Below are 18,861 nucleotides of genomic sequence, written 5' to 3'. Positions count from 1 at the left end.
TGCGCCGATGGTACTGCCTCCATGGTGGGGGTGGGAGATTAGGTTGCCGCCGCATTTTTTTTGTTGGGGGGTGGGGTTCCCGTTTGTCGGGGGCCCTGCCCCCCTTTTTTTGTGTCGGGTGTGGTTGCGTTCGGTGATGTTGTGGTTACGGTCCCCCGTGGTGGTGCGCGGCGACCGGGTCGCGCCGTCACCCGCTGCAGGGCGGGGAACCGAGGGCCCGACCGCCCCGCCGGCCGCGGGATTCCCGGTGACGGCCGCAGTGATCAGTGCGGGTATCGTGTTGTACGGGTTCCGGCACGTCCCCCGCTGCGCCGAGCCTGCTCACGAGACCGGATTGTGCTGAACCGATTGCCCTGGTTCGCGCGTCCTACGTAGGAGCGCAGGGGCGAATCGAGAATGCCAGGGGGCCACCACTGAGTGATAGCACTAGCGGCGACGGCGAGGTCACGCCGCGCCACGACGCTGGAACACCTGATGATGGTCGTACTGCGGGGGACGCAGTGCGCTGGGGGAGTGGCTCCGGTCGCGGTCCCGGCGAGAAGACCGACGATCGCGCGAACCGACCCGATGGTGCTGCCATGATGAATGAGCGTGAGGACGACTCCCGGGAGACGGACGAGGATCAGCGGGAGACCCGGCAGCCTGCCGCGGACACCTCCGGCGCACCGGATGCCGAGGGCGGCACCCCTGCCCCCGAGCCCTCCGCCGGTCCCGATTCCGAGAGCGGTTCCGACGGCGGCGAGGACGAGGCGGGAGTGCCCTCCGCCGACACGGCCGGTCTCGGTGCGTTCGAGGACAGCGGCAGCTTCTTCCGCGATCGGGTGGCCCGCACGCTCGCGGAGCAGGGATTCAACCTGCGGGAAGACGGCACCTGGGGACCCCAGGAGGAGCAGGAGGATTCAGGGACGGGGGACGGCGAGAAGTCCGCCGCTGCCGACGAGGCCTCCCGGACCGCGAAGACCGCCGGGAGCGAGACGGCGGCCGCCGACTCCGATAAGCCGGAGAAGGCGCCCTCCACCGCGGCCGGCTCCGACGGCGAGGCCGCCGAAGCCCCTGCCGCCGAGTCCGCGACGTCGGCCCGCGACGGATCGCCCGCTGAGGCGGGCGAATCCGTCGGTACCGGTGCTGCCGACTCCGATGTGCCTGAGAAGGAGGACGGCCTCCGCCCCCAGGCAGGGTCGGAGTCCTCGTCCGCGTCCGCCGAAGCGGCCGGGGGCGGCGGGGAGGACGGCGCGGCGGCGTCCGACGAGCCGCGGTCCTGGTTCACCCCGCGCGCCCCTTCCAGGGCGGCCGCCGACGCGTCCTCGACCGAAGGAGCGGGCGGCGGCCCGGACGAGAGCACGCCCGACGCGGACACGACGCTGCCGCACGTGCGTTCCGTGCAGAGCGCCGAGGGCGGCTCTGAAACCGACGCGTCGCAGCAGGACGGGCGCACGGCGGACTACGCGGCCTCGGGAGCCGCCGAGGGTGACTCCGCGAGTGGTGACACGCCCGGTGACACCCCCGGAACGCCGACCGCGACCACACAGACTGCCGCGGCACCGACCGGCGCCGGTGCCGCGGAACCCGCGGCCACCCGAGCCTCGGAGCCGAGGGCGTCCGCCGACGACGGTGCCGCGCAGGTCGGCGCGTCGGACCGCTCCGACTCGGACAAGGCGCGTGCCGACTCCGCAACCGACTCTGGCGTCGCCTCCGACACCTCCGCCGCCTCCGAGCCCGCCGAGGAAACGTCGCCGTCCTCGTCCGCCGATTCCGACGAGCCGCGCGCGTCCTCGGCGAAGAGCCCGGCAGCGGGTGCCGCGGGAGCGGGCGCAGGCGCGGCGGCGGCCGCCTCCGGCACTGCGGACGCGGCGAGCGAGGACACCGCCGCCGCGTCCGCCGAGAGCACCGGCGGTGACGCGGCGCCCCGCGGCCGAGGCGGTACGGAGCGCGACGGCCGCGGTCCGGCGGAAACCTCCTCCGGCGACGCCGGATCATCCCGCACTCCCACTCTCCGTCCCCAAGGCTCCGGTGCGTCATCCGGTCCGTCCGGTACATCCTCCGGTGCGGCTGCGGCTTCCGCCGCCGCGGGGGCGGCGAGCGGGCCGCCGGACTCCGCGAGCGCCGACGGCGGCACGGGCGCCACGGGCCGGCCGGCCTCTGCCGGTCCGGCCGGCTCCGGCCCGTCGGGCCCCTCGGGTCCCACACCTCCGCCTGCAGGCGGAGGTCCCACACCGCCCGGCGGCGGCAACGGCGGCGGCTCCAAGTCGCAGCCCCCCAAGCCCCTCGGGTGGCGAATGGCGCGCGGCGCGCTGATCGCCTTCGCCGCCTGCGCGGTGGTCGTCCTCGCCGGCTTCGGTATCGCCTACGCGACGATCGACGTGCCCGACGTCGCCAAGGAGGAGGCCGTCAACCAGGGATCGACGTTCTACTACGCCGACGGCGAGACGCAGTTCGCCGAGCGCGGCGTGGACCGCGAGCCCGTGGACTACGAGCAGATTCCCGAGAACGTCCAGGAAGCCGTCATCTCCGCCGAGGACCGCGGCTACTGGGATTCACCCGGCGTGTCCATCACCGGAACGTTCCGCGCCGTCTGGTTCACCGTGACCGGCCAGCAGGTGCAGGGCGGCTCCACCATCACCCAGCAGTTCGTCCGCAACTACTTCGAGGGCATCAGCCGTGAGCAGACCGTCACCCGCAAGCTCAAAGAGATCATCATCGCCCTCAAGGTCGACCAGACCGGTGACATGGACAAGCAGTGGGTGATGGAGCAGTACCTGAACACGATCTATTTCGGCCGCAACGCCTACGGCATCCAGTCGGCCGCGCAGGCCTACTACCACAAGGACGTCGGCGACCTCACCGCGTCGGAGTCGGCGTTCCTCGCGGCGGCGATCCAGCAGCCGAGCCTCTACGGCCAGGCCGACAGCAAGACCACTCCGCAGATGGAGGGCCGCTGGGAGTACGTCGTGGAGGGGATGGTCGAAGGCGGCGACGTCACCCGGAACGAAGCCGACAAGATGAAGTTCCCCGAGCCCGAGGCCCAGCGCCCGGCCAACAGCGTCGACCTCAGCGGCTCCAAGGGCTACATGCTCCAGCAGGCGATGCAGGAGCTCAAGGAGCTCGGCTACTCCGAGGACAACATCAACCGCGGCGGCTACAAGGTCGTGACGACCTTCGACCAGCAGACCATGGAGATGGCCAAGAACGCGGTCGAGGACACCGTGGACGTCGACTCGCTGCCGGACGGGGTCCAGGCGGGGCTGACCGCGGTGAATCCGAGCAACGGCGAGGTCGTCGGGTTCTACGGCGGCCAGAACTACCTGGAGAACCAGTACGACAGCGCGTTCAACGGCTCGGCCCAGGCCGGGTCGGCGTTCAAGCCCTACGTGCTGGCGACGGCGCTGGAGCAGGGCTACAGCCTGAACACCCAGGTGAACGGCAACTCTCCGATCGAGGTCGGGGGCGCCACCATCAACAACTACGACCACAGCAGCCACGGCCCCACCTCGCTGGTGGAGGCCACCCGGATGTCGCTGAACACGGGATACGTGCAACTCGCCCAGGAGGTCGGGCCCGAGAAGGTCCGCCAGACGGCCTTCGACGCGGGCATCCCCAAGAGCATGATCAAGGAGAACCAGGCGGTTCCGGCGATCGCCCTGGGCGTGTCCAACGTGCGCCCCGTCGACCAGGCGGCGGGTTTCGCGACCTTCGCCAACGGCGGCGAGCACGTGGAGACCCACGTCGTGCGGGAGGTCGTCAACAAGGAGGGCGAGAACGAGCGGCCCGAGCCCGAGAGCAACCGGGCGCTCAGCCAGGAGACCGCGGCCGACGTCACCTACGCCCTTCAGCAGGTCGTGCAGAGCGGCACCGGCACATCGGCGGCGCTACCCGACGGCCGGCCGGTGGCGGGCAAGACCGGAACGACCGACGACAGCGTCGCCGCATGGTTCTCCGGATACACGCCGCAGATGTCCGCGGCGGTGGGGGTCTACAACGGCGAGAACGAGTCGTTCAGCGTGTCGGGATGGGGGGAGCTCTCCGGCGGCACACTGCCTGCGACCATCTGGAACAACTTCATGACCCAGGCCATGGAGGGCAGGGAGGTCAAGCAGTTCCCCGACCCCGCCTACAGCGGCGAGGTGCACGACTTCGCGCCGGACCCGCCGCCCACGCAGGAGGAGACCGCACCGGCCGAGCCTCCCCAGGAGCCGAGTCGGCCGCCTGAGGAGACGGATCCCGAGCCGCCGCCTCCGGAGGACACGGCGCCGCCGAGCGCCCCGCCGCCGCCGGAGCCGGAGGAGCCTACGACGAACCCGATCGATCCGGGCTTCTCGCCCGCCCCGGGCGGCGGGGAGGAAGGCGAGGGGGCTCCCTAGCCGCCTCGCCGCTCCGCGGCCGGGCGGCGCGATCCGGATGCGGCCCGTACGCCGGGTCGGCTCGCCGGGCCGCCCGGCCGTCTCGTCTCGCAGCGCGGCCCGGCGGCACCAGGCGGGCCGCCGTGGGACCGCGCCGCCGGATCGTGACAGGGCTGCCGGCCCCGGGCGCCGCCGCACGTGCCGGAAGCACCGGCGCCGACGGTCGGCCCGCACGTCACCGCGAGCGGGCGGCCTGCGGGCGGACGGTCACCCGACCAGGGCCGCGCAGCCGCAGGTGTCGGGTTCGGGGGCCTCGGGAACCTCGACGCGGCCGGTGAAGACCTCGGCGCCGGGGGTGGTGCCGGTGAGGGCGTCGGCGGCGAGGATGACCGCTGCCGCGGTCCACGTGCTGCGCTCCACCGGCCAGCGCACGCCGTGGGTGAACTGGTAGCCGGTCCAGTAGGCCCCGTCGTCGGGATCGCGCAGATGCTGGATGTCGGCGATGAGCCCGTGCGCGCGGTCCGTCTCACCCAGGGCGGCCAGCGCCAGGGCGAGCTCCGCGGTCTCCGCGCCGGTGACCCAGGGCTGGTCGCTGACGCAGCGGATGCCCAGGCCGGGGACCACGAAGGTGTCCCATCGGGCTTCCAGCCGCCGGTGTGCGGCATCGCCGCGGACGGCGCCGCTGATCACGGGGTAGTACCAGTCCATCGAGTAGCGGCTGCGATCGGCGAAGACCGGCTCGTGCTCGGCCAGCAGGTGGCCCAGCCGGGCGGCGGCCAGCTCCCAGTCGGGCTGCGGGGTGCCCAAGCGCTCGCCCAGCGCCGCGCCGCAGCGCAGGGCGTGGTGGACGCTGGCGCAGGCGGTGAGTAGCGCGTGGTCGCCCGGTTCGCCCTCGGCATCGCGCGCCCAGCGGATCTCGCCGCGGTCGGTGCGCAGGCCCAGCGCGAACTCGACTCCGGCGCGGACCGTCGGCCACAGCTCGGCAGCCGCCTGCTCGTCGCCGGTGATCAGCAGTTGGTGCCAGGCGCCGACGGCGGGGTAGGCGGCGTGGTTGGCCTCGCGCAGGCCGTGGGCGGGTTCGTTCTGGCGCAGTTTGGCGGGCCAGGAGCCGTCGGCCAGTTGGACGCCGGCCAGCCAGGTGTAGGCCCGGTGCGCGGCGTCGGTGTGCCCGGCGGCGGCCAGCGCCATGGCGCATTCGACGTGGTCCCACACGTCGGTGTGGCCGCCGGGGAACCACGGGATGGCCCCGTCCGGGGACTGCGTGCTGATCAGGTAGTCGGCCGAGAAGGAGACGTCGGCGGAGGTGAGGACTCCGGGAAGTTCGGGGACGCGGGCGGGTTCGGGGGAGGTTCCGCTGCTCATCCTGTTCTCTCCGCGCCGCCGCTGTAGGGCTTGCGCAGGTAGACGACGACGCTCTTGCCGATCAGGGGGTTGAGGAGGCGTTCGGCCGTGCGGGTGGTCGTGGGGGAGTTCATCATGTCCCACACCAGCATGCGGTGATAGGCCGACGCCAGCGGGTGTGCGTCGTTGGAGGTGCCCACCGCGCACTTGATCCACCAGTAGGGGGCGTGCAGGGCGTGGGCGTGGTGGTGCGGGCCGATCAGGAAGCCGGTGGCCTTGAGCTTGGCCTCCAGTTCGGCGCGGGTGTAGATACGGACGTGACCGCCCTCGTTGGTGTGGTACTCCTCCGACAGCGCCCAGCACAGGCGCTCGGGCAGCCAGCTGGGCACCGTCACGGCGGCGATTCCGCCGGGCCGCAGCACGCGGTGCAGCTCGGCCATGGCGGCGGTGTCGTCGGGGAGGTGCTCGAAGATCTCCGAAGCGATGACGCGGTCGAAGGAGCCGTCGTCGAAGGGCATGTCGAGTGCGTCGCCCTTGACCGTCTCGGCGGCGGCCTCGCTCTCGGCCGGTGCCTCGCCGGCGGTGCGCATGGCCGCGAACATGTCGGCGACCTCGGCCAGATCGTTCTCGTTCTGGTCGAAGGCGACGATGCCGGCGCCGCGGCGGTAGACCTCGAAGGCGTGCCGGCCGCCGCCGCAGCCCAGGTCGAGGACGCGGTCGCCGGGCCCCACAGGGAACAGGGAGAAGTCGACGGTGATCAGTGCTGGCTCCTTCGGATCGTGCTGCTCACTCGGCTGCGGGGGCGGGTTCGCCGGTGCGGTCGCGGGTGGCGTCGACCGCGGCGGTGTAGCGCCGGGCGGTGGCCTCGGCGACGGCGCGCCAGGTGAACCGTTCCTGGACCCGGTTCCAGGCGGCTTCTCCCATGGCCCTGCGTCGGGCGGGATCGTCGAGTAGACCGCCGATGGTGGCGGCGAGTTCCTCGGGGTCGCCGGGTTCGATGAGGCGGGCGGCGTCGCCGTCGGGGCCGACGACCTCGGGAATCGCGCCGGCGCGGCTGGCCACCAGGGGAGTGCTGCAGGCCATGGCTTCAACGGCCGGCAGGGAGAACCCCTCGTAATAGGACGGCACCACCGCGACCTCTGCGCGGGAGAGCAGTTCGCCCAGCTCCGTGTCGTCGATGCCGCTGACGAAGGTGACGCGGTCGCGCAGGCTCAGCTCGTCGACGAGCCGCTCGGTGGGGCCGCCGGGGGTGGGCTTGCTGACGACGGTCAGCGAGACGTCGCGCTCGGTGGCGAGCTTGGCGGTAGCGCGCAGCAGGTTCGCGACGCCCTTGAGAGGGCTGTCGGCGCTGGCGACGCACACGAGTCGGCCGGGGATGCGCTCGGTCTCGGGGCGGGGGTGGAAGCAGCGGGTGTCCACGCCCAGCGGGACGACGTCGACGGCCGAGCGGCGCACGCCGAACTCGCGCACGATGTCGTCGGCCGAGGACTGGGAGGGCACAAGCACGGGGTCCAGGCGGCGGGCGACCCGGCCCTGCATGCCCACGAAGCTGTACCAGCGCCGCTTGCCGATGCGCTGGAGGCCGGTGGCCTGCTGCACCTCGATGCGGCGGTCCACGGTGATGGGATGGTGGATGGTGGTCACCATGGGCAGGCCGGCGGCCTGGATGCCGAGTTGGCCGTAGCCCAGAGTCTGGTTGTCGTGGACGACGTCGAACTCGCCGCTGCGCCGGCGCAGCTCGCGCAGGGCGCGCAGGGAGAAGGTGAAGGGCTCGGGGAACCCGGCCGTCCACATGGTGGCGATCTCCAGCACGTCGACCCAGTCGCGCCACGCACGCAGCGGCGGTGTGGTGAAAGGCGCCGCGTCGTTGTAGAGGTCCAGGCTGGGCACTTTCTCCAGGGCCACCCCGTCGTCGAGGTCGGGGTAGGGCTGGCCCGAGAAGACCGTGACCTCGTGGCCCAGGGCGGCCAGCTCGCGGGAGAGGTGGCGCACGTACACGCCTTGGCCGCCGCAGTGCGGTTTGCTGCGGTAGGAGAGCAGGGCGACACGCAGAGGGCGGTCGGGGTGCGGCATAGAACTCAACCCATCGACAGCGTGGTGGCGGATGGCGGGCGCCCGTGCGGGGCGCCGCGGAGCGGGCAGGGCGCGGCGGCGGTGCCGGGATCCGGTGGACCGGTGTTGCGGGGGCGCGGTGACGCTGGTCGCACCGGCAGGGTCACTGCTTCACCTCGTTCGTCGCTCGCGCGTTCCGCCACCGCTGGCCGCTGAATAGGACCGCTGGACGGGCGGGTTCGATCGCGCGCCCGCATGTTACTCACCAGTTTAATGCCTGGCTTCGCCGCCGAAGATGGTCGGGGCCGACCGCGCGCCGTGCTGCGGGGCGGTCCCGACCTACACCGCGGCTCGCGGGCCTCAGGGGCCGACCGCGTCGCGCGCCGCGGCGGCGCCCGCGGCACGCCAACGCAGCACTCCATCGGCGTCGGCGCCGCACACCGCCTGTCCGCGCCGCTCCAGCGTGCGCGCGTGGGCGGCGGTCTCGGCTGCGGCCATGCGCCGCGAGGTGACCTCCATCTCATCCCAGTCGCGCTTCCAGGGCAGCTGGGCGCTCAGCTCCCACAGGCTGGCCCCCTCACCGTCCAGCAGCCCCGCGAGCTCGCCGAGTTTGGCCTCGTGGTGGGCGGCGATGTCGGCGGCGCGCCCGGCGGCGCCGCTGAAGCGGTGCTCGTGGGAGGGCAGGACCTCGGTGTCGTCGGGGATCTGGGAGAGCTGAGCCAGGGAGGCCAGGTATCGGCCGAGGGGATCGCCGCCCTCGTGATCGTAGAGGGCGATGTGGGGCGTGATGCCCGGAAGCACGTGGTCGCCGGTGAACAGGCGGCCGCCGTCCTCCAGATCCAGGCAGATGTGGCCGGGGGTGTGGCCGGGGGTCCACACGGCGCGCAGCTTGCGCCGGGGGACGTCGACCAGCTCACCGTCGGAGAGATCGCGGTCGGGCGGTGCGGGCGGCTGGAAGCGGGGAGCCGTTTCGGCCAGCCGTTCCAGCTCGGCGGCCGAGGCGCCGGAGTCGGCGGCGCGGCGCAACTGGCGGTCGCGCTGCTCGTCGGCGCCGATGCGGGCGAATCCGCGGACCAGGTCGGCGTCGGCCTTGTGCATGGCGATCCACGCGCCGGAGGCCTCACGTACGCGTCCGGTGAGTCCGGAGTGGTCGGGGTGGAAGTGGGTGAGGACGACGCCGTAGACGTCGGACACGGAGGTACCGGCCGCCTCCAGCCCGGCGGTGAGCGCTCGCCAGGAGTCCTCGTGGTTCCAGCCGGCGTCCACGAGGACCGGACCCCGCGGGGTGTCCAGCACGTATACCAGCGTGTAGCCGAGGGGGTTGCCGGGGATGGGCACAGGGACGCTCCACACGCCCTCGCCCAAGTCCTCCACTGATGGCAGCGGCCGCATGGGATCCTCCTCCTCAACCGAAACAGAATCGGATTCTAATCGCGGTGCCGCCCGGGCCTCCCGGCGGGGAGGGTGCGAGCGCGGGCGAAAAAGTGACGCCCGCCACTAGAACGGATTCCATTGGGGCGCCGCCGCGAGGGCTGCGGAGGCCGACGCGCAGCGGCGGACGGATTCGACGCTGGGTGAAGAGGCCGCGTGCACAGTTGTGCAAGGTCGGACCGTTGGGGGATGCTTGGATAACACGTTCTTGTAAGGGCGCCGTCCGGTGGCCCGAGCGGTGCCCCTGAGAGGAGCCTCCGCGGGGACCGCGTCGAGTGCCGGCTCGCCGCCGAACGCGTGGAGCGGCGGGTGCGCCCGCCCCGCGGACGACGATGATGGGAGAGCCGGCGTGGCGGTCCAGCAGGCGGCGGTCGGAATGCGGTCCCGAAGCCAGAACCAGCGCCGTAAGCGGATCGTGCAGACTGCGGCGGCCCTGGCGCTGCGCGGGGGCGTCGAGGCGATGCAGATGCGCGCTGTCGCCGAGCGCGCCGGTGTCGCGCTGGGCACGCTCTACCGCTACTTCCCCTCCAAGATGGACCTGGTCGTCGCGGTGGTCACGGAGGAGTTGGACCTCGTCGAGACCAGCATCAGCCGCCGGCCGCCCACGGCCGAGACCGCAGCCGGCCGCGCCGTCGACGTGCTCATGCGCGCTACCCGCGGCCTGATGCGCGAACCCGAGCTGGCCGACGCGCTCGTGCGCTCGCTGATCATGGCCGAGGCCAAGACCGAGCTCGGCGTCCGCATCACCGACCTCCTCTGGCGCGTGGCCACCCGCGCCCCCGCCGCCGAAGGCGAGGAGCCGACCGACCCCCCGGAGCAGCCCGACCGCGACGACGCCGCCTACATCCGCGTTGCCTCTCTCGCCAGCGTCTGGATCTTCGAACTCCTGGAACTCCTCAAGGGCGACCGCGACCTCGACGAGGTCCAGCACCGCCTGGAGATCGCCGCCGAGCCCCTCCTGGCCCACTGCTGAAGCCGGGAGCCACCGGCTGGGCGAGGGTGCCCGGGAGCGGACCGGAGGCGGTCTTCACCGGTGCCGGCCGCGGGGCCGGGCATCGCCGTGGGCGGCGATGCGGAAGTCGGTCCTGTCTACGGATGGCCGGGCACCCGACGGTCGGCGGCGAAAGCGGCGGACGGCCGGGGGAGGCCTCCTGAATGACATTCCGGGCATATCGGCGCCGCGAGCGGAAGTGTTGCTCGCCCGTGCACGCGGAATCCCGCTTGGGCGCGGGGGCCAGGCGCCCGGCCCCACCACCCCGCCCGTACTTCACTTCAGCAGGCCGATGAGACCGTCGAGGATTCCGGAGACCGGGCCCTTCGAATCCGAGCCGCCGGCCTCGCCCGCCCCCGAATCGCCGCCGCCGTCCGAGCCTCCGCTGCCACTGCCGCCTCCGCTGTCGCCGCCGGCCGCTTCGCCCGATCCTCCGCCGCTTTCGCCGCTTGCACCGCCCTGCCCACCACTGTTCTGCCCGCCGCCGCTCGGGTCGCCGCCTTCGGGAGCCCCGGCGGTCGCTGAGGGGTCGGCCCCACCGGGGGCCGCGGTGTCCGCGCCCTCGGACGCGTCCTGCTGGGCGTCGCCGTTGGGCGCGCCGGCGGTGTCCGGTGTCGGCGCGGCGGAGACCGTGGCGTCCTCCATCGGTTCCGGGCTCGCTCGGTCGTTCTCCATCGCGCCGTCGTCTTCGGAAGCCGGTGCTGCCGCGCCGGGCCGGTTCTGCTCCTGCGAGGGCGCCGCCGTGAGTGCGGGCGCCGGAGATCCGGCGTCGGTGACCGCTCCTGCGAAGCCGCGCACCGTGGCTACAGCGGCCCACAGGACTAACACGACCGCCGCTGCGGCCAGCAGGGCGGTAAGCGGTGTGGGCAGCTGTCTCCGAGAGGCCTCCGCCGCCGCGCCGAGGGCGGCCACCGGCTCGGGCGCGCCCCCGCCGGGGACGTCGCGGGTGGTGACGCGATCGGCGGGCAGGGCGGTGGACTCGTGGGCGCCGGTGTCCTGCGCGCCCTCACCGCCCTCGGTGTCCCCATCCGCATCGCTGTCGTCGGCGGTGGCGGTGACCGCAGTGGGGACCGGGCGTTTGCGGTGCAGTGGGAAGCCGTTCTCGCCCAGCGGGGCCAGGGCCTCGGCCGCGCTCCGGCGCAGGCTCGCGGCCCGCGGCGAGGCGCAGTCCTCCAGTACCCGTGCGCGCAGCGCCGGGGGAGGGCCGGGCGGTTCGAGGTCGGCCAGCACCGCGCGCACGCCGCGGTCGGGACCGCGTCCGTGCGTGTGCTCCGGGGCCAGGGTGTAGCGGGTCAGCTGGTCGGCGGCGCGCAGCACGGCCGTGCGGCACAGCTCGGTCGCCGTCTCGGCGTCCAACCCCAGGACGCGGGCGATGAGCGGGGCGGGCAGCCCGTGGCGCAGGTACAGCTCCAGCAGCTCGCGGTTGCTGGGCGCGAGCCGCAGCGACAGGTGCACCGCAGGTTGCTCGCTCTCGGCGGTGGCGAGTTGGGCGTAGGGCGAGCGTGGCGTGAACCCCCGCCGCCGGGCGGCGGTTCGGGCCAAGGCGAACAGCCAGGCGGCGAACTCGCGGTCGTCGCGGAGCGCGTCGATGCGATGGACCGCAGCCAGGAACGTCTCGTGCAGCGCGGCCGCGGCCCTATCGGGTTCGGCACTGCTGCCCCCGGGGCCCAGGAGGGACCAGCAGTAGCGGTAGAGCGAGCCCGCGAACAGGTCGTAGGCCCGGTCGTAGCCGGTGCCGCGGCGCAGAGCCGCGGCCAGTTCGGATGCGGGCGCGGCGCTGTGCCGACCCGCCAAGGCACGCGACGAACGGCCCGGCGGCGACGGCTGGGCCGGATGAGCGGTGGTCGTCCCCTGCTGCGGGGATTGCGATGTCACGTTCCCTCCCCAAGCGCGACATGCACCGGCCGATGGTGCCCTGCAACGGGCGATAGGCCGGAGTTGTCCGATAACGCTAGCGAGATGGACGGAACGTCGTCCGGTACATCGGACAGTTATAGCCCGAAGGTAAGCTCTTTGTCACCTGGATCGGCGAGGGCGGCGTCGGCACGCGGGGGAGGCGCCCGGACCCGCCTCGTCCTCCCGCGCGCCGCCCGACGGCACGCTTGCGCGCGCCGGCGCTCACTCCCCGCCGCGCGAGGGCGTGCCGATGGCCACCATCCGCTCCACCGAGCGACGCGCCCGGGCCGCGGTCTCGTCGTCGACGACGATCTCCCCGGTGCCCTTGCGCAGTGTCGTGAGCAGCTTGTCGGCCGTGATCATCTTCATGTAGTGGCACTCGGCGCGCGAATTGACCGGCTCGAAGGCCGTGTCCGGGTTCACGCCGCGCAACTGGTGCAGCATGCCGGTCTCGGTGGCGACCAGGACCTTGTCGGCCGTGGACTCCTCCGCGGCGCTGAGCATGCCGCCCGTGGAGAGCACCTTGACGCGGTCCTCGGGCACCGCGCCCGAGCCCACCAGGTACAGCGCCGATGTCGCGCAGCCGCACTCGGGGTGCACGTACACCTCGGCGTCGGGCTCGGAGTTCACCCGCTCGCGCAGGCTGTGGCCGTCGATGCCCGCGTGCACGTGGCACTCGCCCATCCACACGTGGATGTTGTCCCGTCCGGTCACCCGCTTGACGTGCGCGCCCAGGAACTGGTCGGGCAGGAACAGGATCTCCTGCTCCTCGGGGATCGAGCGGATGACATCGGCGGCGTTGGAGGAGGTGCAGCAGATGTCGGTCTCGGCTTTGACCGCCGCGGAGGTGTTGACGTAGGCGACGACGACGGCGCCGGGGTGCTCGGCGCGCCACGCGCGCACGTCCTCGGCGGTGATGGTGTCCGCCAGCGAGCAGCCCGCGTTGAGGTCGGGCAGCAGGACCGTCTTCTCCGGTGAGAGGATCTTGGCGGTCTCGGCCATGAAGTGGACGCCGCAGAAGACGATGGTGTCGGCGTCGACCTCGGCGGCCAGGCGCGACAGCGCGAGGGAGTCGCCGGTGTGGTGGGCGACGTCCTGGATCTCGGGACGCTGGTAGTTGTGCGCCAGGATGACCGCGTTGCGCTCGGCCGCCAGGTGCCGCACTTCGGCGGCCCAGTCCTGGACGGTCGCGGTGTCTGCTGCAGCGGGGGCGGTTGCCATGTCCGTGCTCTTCCTTCGAGAGAGAGGCCCGGTGATCCGGTGCCCGGAGGTGGCCGGCTCTCGCGCCGACTGCGGGTTTCGGTCCGCATCCGGTTTTTGTCTTGCAGTCAAAAACTCCTGACACTCTAACATGGGGGATCATGGCGGGCACAGGGGCAGTCAGCGTGATGAGGATGGCAGCGCGCACCGCGGCGGCCGCGGTGCGCTGCGCGACCGCGAGGGCGTACCGGTGAGCGGCGCCGAGCCCGGTCCGCGGGCTGCGGCCGCGGAGGCCGCCGCGGTCCGCCCGGCCCCCGACGGCGCCTCCGCCGGGCACGAAGTGCTGGCCGTGGTCTTCCAGATCCGCGGCGACCAGCTGTGCGTACTGCTGTGGCGGCGCGGGCGCCCGCCCTACGAGGAGCACTGGGTCCTGCCCGGCGGACGGCTGGGCGGCGCCGAAGGGCTGGACGACTCCATCCGCCGCCAGCTCGCCCAGAAGGTCGACGTACGCGATCTGGCGCATCTGGAGCAGCTGGAGACCCGGGGCGACCCCTGCCGCCACCCGCAGGGGCGCATCCTGGCCACCGCCTACCTCGGCCTCGTGCCCGCCGGCATCGACCCGGTCGTGCCCGATGACACCACCTGGCATCCCGCCGTGGACCTGCCCGGGATGGGCTTCGACCACGCCGACATCGTGCACTCGGGGCGCAGGCGGCTGCGCGCCAAACTCTCCTACACCAACATCGGTTTCGCGCTCGCGCCGCCGGAGTTCACCGTCTCGCAGCTGTCGCGCTACTACCGCGCCGCGCTGGGCCACGACGTCGCCGCCACCAACCTGCGCCGCGTACTGCTGCGCCGCGGCCAGATCGAGGAGACGGGCGGCTTCGTCGCCTCGGGCCGCTCGGGCGGGCGCCCGGCGGCGCTGTTCCGCTTCCGCGCCCGCCGCCTGGAGATCACGGACGCCTTCGCCGTGCTGCGCCCGCCCGCGGGCGGCTGAGACCGGGGCCCGGCCGCACCTGGGCAGGGCCGGTGACGACACCCGCTGGTCGGCCCGGGGCTGTGTCACGACCCCGTGCTAGCGTCCCTTTCGTGAAGATTCGCAGTGTGGTGCTCGACGTCGGCGAGACCCTCATCGACGAGACCCGCATCTTCGAGCGGTGGGCCGACCGCCTGGGGGTGCCGCGGCTGGCCTTCTTCGGGCTCATGGGGGCCGTGCTCGCTGAGGGCCGCCCGTTGATCGACGCGTTCCGACTGGTCGAACCCGGTTTCGAGCTCAGTGCGGAATCCGCGGCCTGGCTGGCCGAGGAACCCGAGTCGCTGCGCGAGAACTTCGACGCCGGCGACCTCTACGCCGACGTTCGCCCCGCCCTGGCCGAGCTGCGCGCGATGGGCCTGAGCGTGGTCGTCGCCGGCAACCAGCCCTCCGCCGCCGGGGCCTCCCTGGAGGCCATGGACCTGCCCGCCGACCGGATCCACGTCTCCGAGGACTGGGGCGTGGCCAAACCCGACCCCGCGTTCTTCTCCCGGGTCGTGGAGGTCACCGGCGCCACCCCCGCCGACATCCTCTACGTCGGCGACCGCCTCGACAACGACGTGCTGCCCGCCAAGCGGGCGGGCCTGCGCGCGGCCCTGCTGCGCCGCGGCATGCTCGGCTACCTGCACGCCGGGCGCGCCGAGGCAGGCGAGGCCGACGCCGTGCTCGACGGCCTGGCCGAACTTCCCGGATGGATCGCGGCCCAGTCCGACTGAGCCGCCCGACCCGTCGCGGCGGCGCCGTTTGGCCTGCCGGGAGCCGGGTACACGCAAGCGAACGACGGACCGGGCACGACGCCCCGAGGAGAGACACCACCGAGCACATGATCACCTTCGAGGGCGTGAGCAAGCAGTACCCCGATGGCACCGTCGCCGTCGACAACCTCGACCTGACCGTGCCCACCGGCCACACCACCGTGCTGGTGGGCTCCTCGGGCAGCGGCAAGACCACCGCCCTGCGGATGATCAACCGCATGGTCGAGCCCACCGCGGGCCGGGTGGCGATCGACGGCAGTGACGTCCGCGGCCAGGACCCGCCGGTACTGCGCCGCTCCATCGGCTACGTCATCCAGCAGGCGGGGCTGTTCCCGCACCGCACCGTGGCCGACAACATCGCCACCGTCCCCCAGCTGCTGGGCTGGCCCAAGAAGCGGGCGCGCGAGCGCTCCCGCGAACTGATGGAGCTCGTCGGACTCGAACCCGGCCACGCCTCGCGCTACCCCCACCAGCTCTCCGGCGGCCAGCAGCAGCGCGTGGGCGTCGCGCGTGCGCTGGCCGCCGATCCGCCCGTGCTGCTCATGGACGAACCCTTCAGCGCCGTCGACCCCGTCGTGCGCGGGGGCCTGCAGGACGAGCTGCTGCGGCTGCAGGCCGAGCTGCGCAAGACCGTCGTCTTCGTCACCCACGACATCGACGAGGCCGTCAAGCTCGGCGACAGCATCGCCGTGCTGCGCCCCGGGGGGCGGCTGGCCCAGCTCGACAGCCCCGAGCGGCTGCTGGCCGAGCCCGTCGACGAGTTCGTCGAGGCCTTCGTCGGCTACGACCGGGGCGTGCGCCGGCTGTCCTTCTTCCCCGCCCGCCAACTGCCGCTGCGCAGCGACGTCATCGTCACCGCGGGCGAGACCGCCGCCGGGGCCCGCGCGGTGGCGCGGCGCACCGGCGAGCCCTGGCTGCTTGTCGTCGACACCGGACACCGCCCGATGGGCTGGGTCTCGACCGAGACGCTTGCGGCTGCCGCCGACGACCACGACGTCGCCAAGCTGGAGCTGGTCGGCTACGGCCACATCTTCACGGTCTCCACCGACTCGCTGCGGGCCGCGCTGGACGCCGCCGTCCTCTCCCCGGCCGGGCGCGCGGTCGGCGTGGCCGACGACGGCACCGCGCTGGGCGCCGTCGCCCAGACCGAGCTGGGCTCGGCCATCTGGGCGATCGGCAGCGACGACGAACACTCCACCGCGGCGGACGGACATGGCTGAGCCGGCGATCGCGGCCGCGACATCCGCCGAGCCGCTGTGGGGCCGGGCGGTCGAGGCCTGGCGGTGGGGCCGGCACAACCTCGACGATCCTGTCGGTCCGCTGCTGGCCGAGCACGTGCTGCTGTCCTACGCCTCCGTGCTGATCGGACTGGCCCTGGCGGTGCCGCTGGGTGTGCTGTGCGTGCGCTTCCGCGCCTTCTACGCGCCGGTCCTCGGCAGCGTGAACGCGCTCTACGCCGTTCCGTCGCTGGCGCTGTTCTTCCTGCTGCTGCCCTACACCGCGTTCAGTCCGTGGACGGCCATCATCCCGCTGGCGCTGTACACCCTGGCGATCCTGGTCCCCAACGTCGTCGACGGCCTCGACCAGGTGCCCCACCACGTGCGCCAGGCCGCGGTGGCCATGGGGTTCGGACCGCTGCGCCGACTGCTGCGGGTCGAACTGCCGGTGGCGGTGCCGGTGATCATCGCGGGCCTGCGCGTGGCGTCGGTGGCCACCATCAGCATGGTCAGCGTCGCCTCCCTGGTGGGTCTGGGCGGCTTGGGCGGCATCATCCTCACCTACGGCTTCGCCCGCGACTTCGCCGCCCCGGTCGTGGTGGGCATCGCGCTCTCGGTAGCGCTGGCCTTCGCCACCGACGGCCTGCTCGTGCTGGCCCAACGCGCACTCACCCCGTGGGCGCGCGATCGCGGCCCCGCCCGGCGCCGCGGCCGCGCCGCGCGCCGCCGGGCCGCCGATACCACCGCCGCGCGGGCCGGAGAGGGGGCGGCAGCGTGAGCCTCCTCGCCGACGTGGCCTCCTGGTTCGCCCAGCCGGAGCAGTGGAGCGGTCCGGGCGGCATCCCCGTGCGCTTCGCCGAGCACCTCTACTACTCGCTGCTGGCGCTGCTGGCCGCCGCCGTGATCGCGATCCCCGTCGGTCTGCTCACCGGCCACACCGGCCGCGGCGGTTTCGCGGCCATCAGCCTGGCCAACTTCGCCCGCGCCCTGCCCACCATCGGCGTGCTCACCCTGGTCGTGCTGGGTATGGGGCTGGGCCTGGTTCCGGTGCTGGTGGCGCTGGTGGCGCTGGCCGTACCGCCCGTCCTGGTCAACACCTACGAGGGGGTGCGCGGTGTCGATCCCCAGCTCACCGACGCGGCCCGGGGCATGGGTATGCGCGGCCGCGAGGTCCTGTGGAGCCTGGAGATACCGATGGCCATGCCGCTGATCCTGCTGGGCCTGCGCACCGCCGCCATCCAGGTCGTCTCCACGGCCACCATCGCCGCCTACGTAGGCATCGGCGGGCTGGGCCGGTTCATCGTCGACGGCCAGTCCCAGCAGATCATCGAGCAGATCCTGGGCGGGGCGCTGTTGGTGGTCCTGCTGGCCCTGGCGGTCACGACCCTGTTCGCCCTGCTGCGCCGCCGGGTGATCGCCCCCGGGCTGCGCGCCCGCTCCGCCGCCTCCCCCGCGAACTGACCGCACCCGCATCCGCACCCGCACAACGAGAAGGTGAACCATGCGCACTCCGACGCGAACCGCGATCGCCACAGCGCCCTTGCTCCTCCTGGCCGCCTGCGGCGGAGGCGGGGACCCCTACTCCGGCGAGGACCAGGGCGGCGGTGAAGGCGGCGGCGCTGTCGTCGTGGGCTCGGCGAACTTCCCCGAGAGCACCCTGCTGGCCCACATCTACGCCAAGGCGCTCGAAGCCGAGGGCATCACGGTGGAGACCCAGCTCGACATCGGAAGCCGCGAGGTCTACTACGACCAGGTCACCGAGGGCAACCTGTCGGTCTTCCCCGAGTACAACGGAGGGATCCTCTACCACCTGAACCCCGAGGCCGAGTCGGGCACCACCGAGGAGACCAACCAGGCGGTGCGCGAGGAGCTGCCGGAGGAGTTGACCATCCTGGAGTCCGCGCCGGCGCAGAACAAGGACTCCATCACCGTGACCCGGGAGACCGCCGAGGAGCACGGCCTCAGCACGATCGGCGATCTGGCCGAGGTGGCCGACGACATGACCCTGGGCGCCCCCGCCGAGTTCGAGAACCGTCCGCAGGGCGTGTCCGGGCTGCAGGACGTCTACAGCGTCGAGTTCGGGGAGTTCCGGCCGCTGGAGGGCAACCTGCTGGTGGAGGGCTTGCGCGGCGGCGACGTGCAGGCCGCGAACCTGTTCACCACCGACCCGGCGTTCACCACGGGCGACTTCGTGGCGCTGGAGGACCCCGAAAACCTGTTCGGCTCGCAGAACGTCACCCCGCTGGTCAACGAGGAGGCGGTCGACCAGCAGGCCCGCGAGGTCCTGAACTCGGTTTCGGCCGAGCTGACGACCGATGCGCTGATCGAACTGGACGCCCGGGTGCAGCTCGACCACGAGGAGGCCGACGAGGTCGCCGCCGACTGGCTGAAGGACACCGGGCTGGCCTAGGCACGCCGCGCACCGCGCACGCCGGACGACGGCGGCGCGGCGCCGGACATCCCGCGTCAGGCGGGCGGCGCCGCGCCGCCGATCCGGGGCGCCCCACGGAGGGCGGGCGCCTGCGGTCGAGACGGGGGCGAGGGCGTGTACGCCGCGGCCGGCATGGCCCTTCGTGGCCGCGGTTCGGCGGTCAGAGGATCATGGCCA

Annotated in this window: 14 protein-coding genes; 8 read left to right on the top strand and 6 right to left on the bottom strand. The window is 73.0% G+C overall.

What is annotated here, in order from left to right:
* The first annotated feature begins 578 nt into the window (after positions 1 to 578).
* The gene (locus LP52_RS04345; protein WP_052809405.1) at positions 579 to 4,358 is read left to right on the top strand and encodes a transglycosylase domain-containing protein; all 3,780 of its coding nucleotides are present in this window, start codon (positions 579 to 581) and stop codon (positions 4,356 to 4,358) included.
* A 246-nt stretch (positions 4,359 to 4,604) separates the two neighbouring features.
* Here the strand turns inward: LP52_RS04345 and LP52_RS04340 are convergent, their stop codons facing one another.
* The 4 genes from LP52_RS04340 to LP52_RS04325 form a co-directional block, all read right to left on the bottom strand.
* Entirely contained in the window at positions 4,605 to 5,699 is a 1,095-nt protein-coding gene (locus LP52_RS04340; protein ID WP_040270872.1) for a glycoside hydrolase family 15 protein, read from the bottom strand.
* A complete protein-coding gene (locus tag LP52_RS04335; protein WP_040270986.1) occupies positions 5,696 to 6,439 on the bottom strand; it encodes a class I SAM-dependent methyltransferase in 744 nt (247 codons plus the stop codon). Before LP52_RS04335 ends, LP52_RS04340 begins: the two co-directional genes overlap by 4 nt.
* Positions 6,440 to 6,464: 25 nt before the next feature.
* Positions 6,465 to 7,751: a glycosyltransferase family 4 protein gene (locus LP52_RS04330; RefSeq protein WP_040270870.1), complete on the bottom strand. Its 1,287-nt coding sequence runs from the start codon at positions 7,749 to 7,751 to the stop codon at positions 6,465 to 6,467.
* Positions 7,752 to 8,090: 339 nt separating this feature from the next.
* Entirely contained in the window at positions 8,091 to 9,122 is a 1,032-nt protein-coding gene (locus LP52_RS04325; protein ID WP_052809404.1) for an MBL fold metallo-hydrolase, read from the bottom strand.
* Between the two features lie 415 nt (positions 9,123 to 9,537).
* Here LP52_RS04325 and LP52_RS04320 point away from each other — a divergent pair, with 415 nt between their 5' ends.
* Positions 9,538 to 10,134, top strand: a complete 597-nt coding sequence (locus tag LP52_RS04320; protein ID WP_394298180.1) for a TetR family transcriptional regulator — start codon at positions 9,538 to 9,540, stop codon at positions 10,132 to 10,134.
* A 294-nt stretch (positions 10,135 to 10,428) separates the two neighbouring features.
* Here the strand turns inward: LP52_RS04320 and LP52_RS25585 are convergent, their stop codons facing one another.
* Together LP52_RS25585 and nadA are read right to left on the bottom strand one after the other, a co-directional pair.
* Positions 10,429 to 12,027, bottom strand: a complete 1,599-nt coding sequence (locus LP52_RS25585) for a sigma-70 family RNA polymerase sigma factor (protein WP_157036196.1) — start codon at positions 12,025 to 12,027, stop codon at positions 10,429 to 10,431.
* Positions 12,028 to 12,270: 243 nt separating this feature from the next.
* Positions 12,271 to 13,269 carry a quinolinate synthase NadA gene (nadA, locus tag LP52_RS04310; RefSeq protein WP_040270866.1) on the bottom strand — a complete coding sequence of 333 codons (999 nt, stop codon included), beginning with the start codon at positions 13,267 to 13,269 and terminating at the stop codon, positions 12,271 to 12,273.
* 130 nt (positions 13,270 to 13,399) lie between these two features.
* Between nadA and LP52_RS04305 the strand changes: the two genes are divergently transcribed.
* From LP52_RS04305 to LP52_RS04280, 6 genes are all read left to right on the top strand, one after another.
* Complete coding sequence (locus LP52_RS04305) at positions 13,400 to 14,245, top strand: NUDIX hydrolase (RefSeq protein ID WP_238580720.1); 846 nt, start codon at positions 13,400 to 13,402, stop codon at positions 14,243 to 14,245.
* Positions 14,246 to 14,343: 98 nt separating this feature from the next.
* The gene (locus LP52_RS04300; protein WP_040270979.1) at positions 14,344 to 14,997 is read left to right on the top strand and encodes an HAD family hydrolase; all 654 of its coding nucleotides are present in this window, start codon (positions 14,344 to 14,346) and stop codon (positions 14,995 to 14,997) included.
* A 107-nt stretch (positions 14,998 to 15,104) separates the two neighbouring features.
* Positions 15,105 to 16,256, top strand: coding sequence for an ABC transporter ATP-binding protein (locus LP52_RS04295; protein ID WP_040270864.1), 1,152 nt, complete (start codon positions 15,105 to 15,107; stop codon positions 16,254 to 16,256).
* Positions 16,249 to 17,031 (top strand): ABC transporter permease, encoded by a 783-nt coding sequence (locus tag LP52_RS04290; RefSeq protein ID WP_084722862.1) that lies wholly within the window; start codon positions 16,249 to 16,251, stop codon positions 17,029 to 17,031. The genes LP52_RS04295 and LP52_RS04290 overlap by 8 nt, the downstream gene beginning before the upstream one ends.
* The gene (locus LP52_RS04285) at positions 17,028 to 17,714 is read left to right on the top strand and encodes an ABC transporter permease (protein ID WP_040270862.1); all 687 of its coding nucleotides are present in this window, start codon (positions 17,028 to 17,030) and stop codon (positions 17,712 to 17,714) included. Before LP52_RS04290 ends, LP52_RS04285 begins: the two co-directional genes overlap by 4 nt.
* 40 nt (positions 17,715 to 17,754) lie before the next feature.
* Positions 17,755 to 18,663 (top strand): ABC transporter substrate-binding protein, encoded by a 909-nt coding sequence (locus LP52_RS04280; RefSeq protein WP_040270861.1) that lies wholly within the window; start codon positions 17,755 to 17,757, stop codon positions 18,661 to 18,663.
* Positions 18,664 to 18,861: the final 198 nt, after the last annotated feature.

It is taken from the genome of Streptomonospora alba (assembly GCF_000826685.1).
Classification (GTDB): domain Bacteria; phylum Actinomycetota; class Actinomycetes; order Streptosporangiales; family Streptosporangiaceae; genus Streptomonospora; species Streptomonospora alba.
This window is presented reverse-complemented; position numbering and strand designations above follow the sequence as displayed.